At 65.9% G+C, this 8768-nt stretch carries 4 protein-coding genes and 1 pseudogene; all 5 read left to right on the top strand.

The features are described 5' to 3' along the window. Positions 1 to 145 (top strand): annotated as a pseudogene (locus tag WKW82_RS37300) (IS3 family transposase); the annotation flags it as partial. A 206-nt stretch (positions 146 to 351) separates the two neighbouring features. Beyond that, positions 352 to 1098: a response regulator gene (locus tag WKW82_RS37295; RefSeq protein ID WP_340348275.1), complete on the top strand. Its 747-nt coding sequence runs from the start codon at positions 352 to 354 to the stop codon at positions 1096 to 1098. Positions 1099 to 1316: 218 nt separating this feature from the next. Further along, positions 1317 to 4175: a PAS domain-containing protein gene (locus WKW82_RS37290; RefSeq protein WP_340348273.1), complete on the top strand. Its 2859-nt coding sequence runs from the start codon at positions 1317 to 1319 to the stop codon at positions 4173 to 4175. Positions 4176 to 4276: 101 nt separating this feature from the next. Beyond that, positions 4277 to 5983 (top strand): SpoIIE family protein phosphatase, encoded by a 1707-nt coding sequence (locus tag WKW82_RS37285; RefSeq protein WP_340348272.1) that lies wholly within the window; start codon positions 4277 to 4279, stop codon positions 5981 to 5983. Next, positions 5980 to 8451 carry a response regulator gene (locus WKW82_RS37280; protein ID WP_340348271.1) on the top strand — a complete coding sequence of 824 codons (2472 nt, stop codon included), beginning with the start codon at positions 5980 to 5982 and terminating at the stop codon, positions 8449 to 8451. Before WKW82_RS37285 ends, WKW82_RS37280 begins: the two co-directional genes overlap by 4 nt. Positions 8452 to 8768: the final 317 nt, after the last annotated feature.

Below are 8768 nucleotides of genomic sequence, written 5' to 3'. Positions count from 1 at the left end.
CGAAGCAATGACCGACATCGCCCACTACATCGTGGGCTTCTACAACAGCGTGCGCCTGCACTCCAAACTGGGCAACTTGCCGCCCAATGCCTTCGAGCAGCAATTGGCAATCAAACAACCTATCGCAGTGTCTGAAAAAACTTGACCAGCACAGTTGCAGCCTTTCTTGGCCCCGTAGAGATGAAGGTGCTCGCGCAGGAAATCGAGCAATGAAACCCGCGGATCACCGGGCAACGCTGCCGGCGACCCATTGATGGAGATGGTCATGAACTTCCTCGTGGGGTGAGTGAAGCAAACAGTCGTCGCAGCGCTGCATGGCGATGCGATCAACTTTCCGATCCGCTTCTTAGCATGACGGCAGCCGCTGCGCCATCATCCTTTTTCCCCAATGACCCGCGCGTTCAGCGGTCGGCGTCAGCCCTTGACCCAAGTTCCGACCCGAAGGCACGCCGGATTTCCTCCAGCGCGGCCTGCGCCAGCATCAGCGCGGATTCCAGGTCCGGCGCACCTTCCTGCAGAGGAGCATCGACAGGCGGATGCAAGACAAAGGAAAGTCGCTCGCATGCGGCTTCCCATTTCAACCTTGCCTGGAGCTTCGAAGACTTGTTGTTCATGTTCGGGTGCCGTTTGGCGAGCATCAATCCTACCGACAAGACTCCTGAGCGCCCACTGAAATCGCGACCGGCGCGTTCAGACTCGGTTCAAGAAAGAAAGATCAAGGACCGAGAAATGGCAATCTCCGTATTCCTGGTGGAAGACAACGAGAGAATCCGCGAACACTTGATCCCGGCGCTTGCAGACTTGGGTTCCGCCAGCGTGATGGCCACCGCTCAATCCGAGCAGGAGGCCATCGACTGGCTGGCATTGCACAAGGGCATGTGGGACCTTGCCGTCGTCGATTTGTTCCTCAGAGAAGGAACCGGGCTCGGTGTCGTGAAATGGTGCAACGGCCGCCAGCCGAAGCAACGGGTGGTCGTCCTGTCCAACTTCGCGACGGACGACACGCGAAGTGCATGTCGGGACGCCGGCGCCGACACGGTATTCGACAAATCGACCGAGCTCGAGGAGTTCTTCAGCTACTGCCTGGCCCGCAATTGAGTGGAGTGCGCACGCTGTCTGTCGCAGCAGGCAAGTCGACGTTGTCTCATCTTGAATCAGGCCGGCATGCACTGTCCTTCAGCGGCGAGAATCCGCACGGAACGGCCATTCGGCCGACGTTCAAACAGCCTCGCAAGTGCTGGCAGCGTCGAGATCAAGGGGAGGCTCACATGCGACCATCCGCATCCAGGCGTGGCGCGTCTATGCATTGACACTGCATGAGCAAGGCAATCGAGACATCCTTCGTCGCAGGTGGCGGCGACATGGGGGCAAAGGTTCGCGCATTCGACTGGGCGACCAACCCGCTGGGCGCGATCTCGCGCTGGTCCGGCGCGCTGCGCATCGCAGTCGACCTGGTGCTGGCAAGCAAGATCCCGTCATGCCTGTTCTGGGGCCCGGACCTCATCGCCATCTACAACGATGCGTACCACCCATTGCTCGGCGCCAAGCCCGAGGCCCTGGGGCAGCCGCTTCGCGTGACCTGGAGCGAGGGCTGGGCACAACTGCAGCCGATCGCTGAAAAGGCAATGGCGGGCGAATCGACCTTCATCGAGGACTACCTGCTGCGCGTCAACCGCAATGGCCATCTCGAGGATGCCTGGTTCACCTTCAACTACGGCCCGGTGTTCGACGAAACCGGGACGGTCGTCGGCATGCTGGACACCGTCATCGAGACCACCGCCAAGGTGCTCGCCGACGTGCGCTCGCGCGCGGCGCTCGAACGCCAACAGCGCCTGTTGCAGCAGATGCCCGGATTCGCCTGCGTGCTGGCGGGCCCGCGCCATGTCTACGAGTACGTCAACGACGCCTACATCAAGATCGCCGGCCCGCGCGAGTTCATCGGCCACCCGGTGCGGGAGGTGTTCCCCGAACTCGTCCGGCAGGGCTTTCATGAACTGCTCGACCAGGTCTATGCCACCGGCAAGCCGGTCAGGGCCAATGCCGTCCCGATCGAAGTGGACCGCGAAGGTGGCAGCCGCTTCATCGACCTCCTGTACGAGCCCATCCGTGATGCCGCGGATGATGTGCAGGGCATCTTCGTCGGCGGCTACGACGTCACCGACCGGGTCCGCGCTGAAGCCGAGGTGCGCCATAGCGAAGCACGCCTGCGCGCATTGAATGCCGACCTGGAGCAGCGCGTGATCGAGCGCACGCTGGCCCATGGCCGCACCTGGCAAGTCACGCCCGAGATGCTGTGCGTGTTCAACGCGGAGGGCCATTTCGAGACCGTCAACCCCGCCTGGGAGAAGACGATGGGCTGGAGCGAAGCCGAGATGACCCGTGCGGTCTTGCAGGACCTCCTGCATCCCGATGATCTCGCCCGCACCATGGCCGCCTGGGCCGATGCCACCTTGCACCAACAGCCGGTGCTGCGCTTCGAGAACCGCCACCGCGACAAGTCCGGCAACTGGCACTGGCTCTCATGGGTTGCGGTGCCGGAAGACAACAAGTTCTATTGCATCGCCCGCGATGTCACGGCAGAGAAGCAGCATGAAGCCGCACTGGCGCGCCGCACGGCCGAGCGTGACGTGCTGGCGGCCATCGTCCAGACCACCGACTACTTCATCCAGGTGCTGGATCGGAACTACCGCATCCTGGCGATCAACAAGGCCAACGTCGACGAATTCGAGCGCATCTACGGCATCCGCCCCGCGGTCGGCGACAACCTGCTGGACCTGATGGGCGAGCTGCCGGAACAACGCGAGGCCGCCCTCGCCCTCTGGGGCCGGGCCATGGCCGGCGAATCCTTCACGGTCCAGCGGGAGTTCGGCGATCCGAATCGTGCGCGGCGCACCTACGAGATCAAGTTCGAGGTGTTGCGTGACGCAAACGGCGAACAGTTCGGCGCCTTCCAGACCAGCACCGACATCACCGACCGGCTGCGCGAGCAGCGGGCCCATGCCGAGACGCAGGAGGCCTTGCGCCAATCGCAGAAGATGGAAGCCGTCGGCCAACTCACCGGCGGCATCGCGCATGACTTCAACAACCTGCTGGCCGCCATCAGCGGCAGCCTCCAGGTGATGCAGATGCGGATGAAGCGGGGCAAGCTCGACGGCATCGATCGCTACCTCGAGATGAGCGAAGGCTCCGTGCGTCGCGCTGCCGCCCTCACCCAGCGCCTGCTCGCCTTCTCACGCCGGCAGACGCTGGACCCCAAGCCGGTGGACGTCAACCGGCTGGTGCAGGGCATGAGCGAACTGATCGTGCGGACCGTCGGGCCGGCCGTGCAGGTCGTGGTGGAGCGCGCGCCCGATCTGTGGCCCACCCGGATCGACAGCTCGCAACTGGAGAACGCACTGCTGAACCTGTGCATCAACGCCCGCGACGCGATGCCGTCGGGCGGCCAGTTGATGATCGCGACCTGCAACGAATCGCTGGAGGCCCATGGTGCGGTCCCGCGCGAACCGCCGCCCGGCGACTATGTCTGCCTGGGCGTCACGGACACCGGCGCCGGCATGACGCCGGAAGTGGTGCAGCGCGTGTTCGACCCCTTCTTCACCACCAAGCCGCTGGGGCAAGGCACCGGGCTCGGGCTGTCGATGGTGTATGGCTTCGTGCGGCAGTCGGGCGGGCAGATCCGCGTCGAATCGCAAGTGGGTCGCGGCACCACGATGCGCCTCTACCTGCCGCGGCACATGGGAGAAGCACCGTTCGAGGAGCCCCCTACCAGCCCGGACACCGCCGGCCAGGGCGGCGGCGAGACCGTGTTGCTCATCGAGGACGAAGGCACGGTCCGGCAGGTCGTCGACGAGGTGCTGAAAGAGGCGGGCTACACCGTGCTCGCGGCGGAAGACGGCCCCAGCGGATTGCGCATGCTGCAGGCGGCCGGGCGCATCGACCTGCTGGTCACCGACGTCGGCTTGCCCGGCGGCATGAACGGCCGGCAGGTGGCCGATGCGGGGCGCGCATTGCGACCGGCGCTCAAGGTGCTCTTCATCACCGGCTACGCGGAAACCGCGGCTGTGCGCAACGGCCTGGTACACGACGGCATGGAGGTGATCACCAAGCCCTTCGAGATCGCCGCGCTGGCGGCCAAGGTGCGGGAAATGCTGGACAGCGGTACAGGCGCCCTTTAACCGGGCTTCAGAGTTGCCGCTCCCGCCGATGAATTCGTCGGCTTGCCATCGGCCCCGCCGACTCCGAGAATCTCCCTCCCTCACCACTGCCGGTGGAGTTGATGAACCTCGATCCTGATTCGCCCCTCGCGCTGGTGGTGGACGACGAGCCTGTGACCCGCCTGATGGTGAAGCGGGCGCTGGAGAAGTTCGGCTGCGCCCCGGTCCTTGAAGCGGCCGACGGCATCGCGGCGCAAGCGGTGCTGCGCGAGCACCCGGACGTCGCCCTGGTGCTGACCGACATCATGATGCCGCGCATGGACGGGCTGGAGCTGCTGCGCTGGGGCCGGCAGGCCGTGCCGGATGCCATGTGGATCGTGTTGTCCGGGCTGGAGACCTTCGACTCGGCGCTGGCCGCGATCCGTCTCGGCGCCTTCGATTTCCTGCCCAAGTCCCCGCACACGGAAGAGATGGGCGTGGCGGTGCGCAACGCGTTGGAAAAGCGGCAACTGCTGGCCGAGCGCGAGCGGTTGCATCGGCAGTTGCAGCACAAGGTCCGCGAACTCGAGGAGACCTCCGCCCTGCTGCGCCGCGACCTGGAGCGCGCCGAGGTGATCCAGCGCGCCCTGCTGCCGCGCAGTCCGCCACCGATGGAAGGCTATTGCATCCATGCGGTCTACCGCCCGGGGCAGCATGTGGGCGGCGACCTCTATGACGTGGTGCGGCTGGGCGAGCAGCATCTCGCCTTCTACCTGGCCGATGCCACCGGCCATGGCGTGACATCGGCGATGCTGTCGGTGCTGTTCAAGCAGCGGCTGGTGCTGGTGGATCCAGCCACCGGCCTGGCGCTGCCGCCGGCGCAGGTGCTGGACGCGGTGAACCGTTCGATCTGCGAGGCGCATGCGGCACCCGGGCTTTTCCTGACGGCCGTGTTCGGCCTGCTGGACACATCGGACTCCAGCCTCACGCTGGCATCGGCCGGCCATCCGCCCGTGCTGCATGCGCGCGAGGGACGGCCGACGAGCCTCATCCGTCGCACTGGGCCCGCGCTCGGGCTGGCGCCGGACGCGCAGTTCCGCCAGGAGCGCATTCAACTGCTGGCAGGCGACCGGATCCTGCTCTACACCGACGGGCTGCTGCCCACCGGATCGGAGCATGACCTGGAGTTGTTGCAGCAGGTGCTGGCCAGTCCGCTGTCGAGTGCGCAGGAAATGCTGTCGCAGCTTCACGCCGGTGCCCCTGCCGGCACGGACCGGGATGACGTGACCATCCTGCTCATCGACGCGCACGCCGGCGCCTCGTGGTTCGACAACGGCGCGGAACTTCCCACGGGTGCGCAGGACAGCGCGCCGCGGCCCGAGGGCGACGTCGTGTTCTATGGCGAAACGGAGCATGCCGCCCACCTGGCGCTGCGCGGCCGGGCCACGTGGATGCATTGCGATGCCTTCCATGAAACGGCACTGGCCGTGCTGGACGGCGGACGCCGCGTGGTGCTGGACCTCTCCCGCTGCGAATACATGGACAGCACCTGGCTGGGCACCGTGCATGAACTGGTCGCGCGGGGCGGCGTGGTGCTTTCCGGCGTGACACCGACCGTGCGCGCCATGTTCGAGGAGCTGAGCATGGAGCAGGTGCAAGCCGCGATCCGCGACGACATTGCCGCCGCGCCGGAGTTCTATGCGCTGGGCACCGGCGGCGACGACCTCGCTGCCGTGCAGAAGCGCATCCTGCATGCGCATGAGGCCCTTTCCACCTTGAGCGATCGCAACCGCGAGGAGTTCAAGGATGTGGTCCAGTCGCTGCGCACTGAACAGGATGGCGCCCAATGACCACCGCCATCCGCGTGCTGCACCTGGAAGACAACCCGACCGATGCGCAACGCGTCCAGGGCATGCTGATGGACGAGGGCCTGGACTGCGACATCGAGTGGGTGCAAAGCGACGAGGACTTCCTCTCGGCCCTGCAAGGACAAGCCTTCGACCTGCTGCTGTGTGCCTACGAGGTCGGCGGCCTGGAGATGGTGCAGCAGGTGCGCCAGTTGCAGCCGCGGCAGATCCTGATCGTGATCTCCACCGGGCTGACCGAAGAAGAAGCCGTGGATTGCATGAAGGCCGGCGCCACCGACTACGTGCTCAAGTACCGGCTGCGGCGGCTGGGCTTCTCCGTGCGGCGCGCGCTGGCCGAGCGCCAGCAGCGCGCCGCGCTGCGCCAGGCCGAGGAAGACCTGCGCGCCCTGAATGCCGAACTGGAGGCGCGCGTTCGCGTGCGCACCGCGGAACTGGAAACGGCCTACGCCTTCCTGAACTCGGTGATCCAACACATCCCCTACCAATTCATGGTGAAGAACGCCAGCGACCTGAAGCTCGTGCGCGTCAACCGTGCACTCGAAGAGCTGACGGGTCGCAGCGAGGCAGAGCTGCTGGGCAAGACGGTGCACGACTACGTCAGCTCGAAGGAAGAGGCCGACTTCTTCACCGCCAAGGACAGGGAAGCGCTCGCCCTGCGCCAGGCCATCGACATCCCCGAAGAGACGCTGCACGCGCGCGACGGCACTGTGCGCGTGCTGCATGCGAAGAAGATCCCGATCCTCGACGAGAACGGCGAGCCGCGCTATCTGCTGACCATGTCGGAAGACGTGACCGAGCGAAGGAAGAAGGAGCGCGAGATCGAGCAGCTCAACGCCGCGCTGGCACAGCGCAGTTCCGAGGTGGAAGCCGCCAACCGTGCCAAGAGCACCTTCCTGGCCACCATGAGCCACGAGATCCGCACGCCCATGAACGGCATCCAGGGCATGCTGGAACTGCTGAGCCTGACCGAGCTGGACGCGGAACAGCGCGAGACGCTAGGCCTGGTGCGCGAGTCGAGCCGGTCGCTGCTGCGCATCATCGGCGACATCCTCGACTTCTCGAAGATCGAGGCCGGCAAGCTGGAAGTGCACCCGGAGGTCGTCTCGATCAAGCGGCTGGTCGAGGAGGTGCAGAGCATCTACCTGGGCAATGCCAGCAGCAAGGGACTGATCGTGCGGCGCATGGTCGACCCGCGCGTCAGCCCGGCGCTGAAGGTCGACCCGGTGCGCCTGCGCCAGATCCTCAACAACTTCGTCAGCAACGCGATCAAGTTCACCTCCGAGGGCTGGATCGACATCAACGTGCAGTGGCTGGGCCGCAAGGACGGCCAGGAGAGCCTGCGCTTCGAGGTGAAGGACACCGGCATCGGCATCTCGCCCGAGAACCAGAAGCGCCTGTTCCAGCCCTTCACCCAGGCCGACGGCGATGACGCGCGGCGTCGGCCCGCCGGCACCGGGCTGGGCCTCGTGATCTCACGGCAACTGGCGCACATCATGGGCGGCACGATCAAGCTGGACAGCGAGCCGGGCAAGGGCTCGACGATCACGCTGGAACTGACGATGCCGATCGCCGAGTCGCTGCCGGACGGCAGTGCCGACAACGCCCTCCCCGCGACGCCAGCCACCCGACGCGTGGCACCCGCCACCGCGCAGGCCGAATCAGAAGGGACGCTGGTGCTGCTGGTGGACGACCACCCCGTCAACCGCCTGCTGATCGCGCGCCAGGTGCGCACGCAAGGCTATGCCGCCAAGACAGCCGATGACGGCCTGCAGGCGCTCGCGCTGTGGAAGACCGGGCGCTTCGGGCTGGTCATCACCGACTGCCACATGCCGCACATGGACGGCTACGAACTGGCGCGGGAGATTCGCAAGGTGGAAGCCGAGACGGGACGCGAGCGCGTGCCGATCATTGCGTGCACCGCCAATGCGATGCAGGGGGAAGCGGAGGCCTGCTTTGCGGCGGGGATGGACGACTTTCTGGTGAAGCCGGTGGAACTGGCGCAGCTTACTGAGAAGCTGGATAGATGGCTGCCGTTGCCGCTGGCGGCCTCGCCGTCCGATGCCAACGGCCCGGGTTCCACCGCGCAGTCTTCAACTTCCAACGGCCCCATCGACCAGGCGCTGCTCACGGCCACCTGCGGTGGCGATGCGTCGATGGTGGGCGAGGTGCTTGCCGCCTTTCGGCAGACCTGCGAGAACGACTCGGCGGGCCTGCGGCAGGCCATCGCCGGTGACGACGTCGCCCAGGTGACGCAGTTTTCTCATCGCATGGCGGGCGCCAGCAAGATGGTCGGTGCGATTGCGTTCGCGGCGGCGTGCGAGGGCATTGATCGCGCGAGCCGGCGTGGGGACTGGGATGCGGTGCGTGCTGGCATGGCGAGCTTTGAGCAGGAACGATTGCGGCTGGCGGACTATTTCGACGCTGCCGGGACGGACATGCGCAGCGCCTGAGGTGGTGGTGGACCGATCTTTGAGCGAGGTTCAAGCGAATCGCTATTGGACGCCAGCGGCCGTGCTCGCTCGCATCCTGCGCTGGGTGGCGCAACTCACCCCGCACAGTATCGCCACGGTTTTCAGCGACCACCTCTCGCCCGCGCCGAAGTAAACCGCCGTGGCGCGCTTGGCAGACGGCAGCGCTGCCTTGGGCGCGCTACCTCACAAGCGCCCGCTGATCCTCGCTGGACGAGCGGCCGTCTCACCTTGAAAAAAATGACCGCCACGGGCGCGCAGGCTGGACTCGGGCTGTCAGCGGACCTAACTCAACGCAA

The organism is Variovorax rhizosphaerae (assembly GCF_037889975.1).
Lineage (GTDB): Bacteria > Pseudomonadota > Gammaproteobacteria > Burkholderiales > Burkholderiaceae_C > Variovorax > Variovorax rhizosphaerae.
The sequence above is the reverse complement of the archived record's forward strand: the minus strand, read 5'-3'. Positions and strand labels throughout refer to the sequence as shown.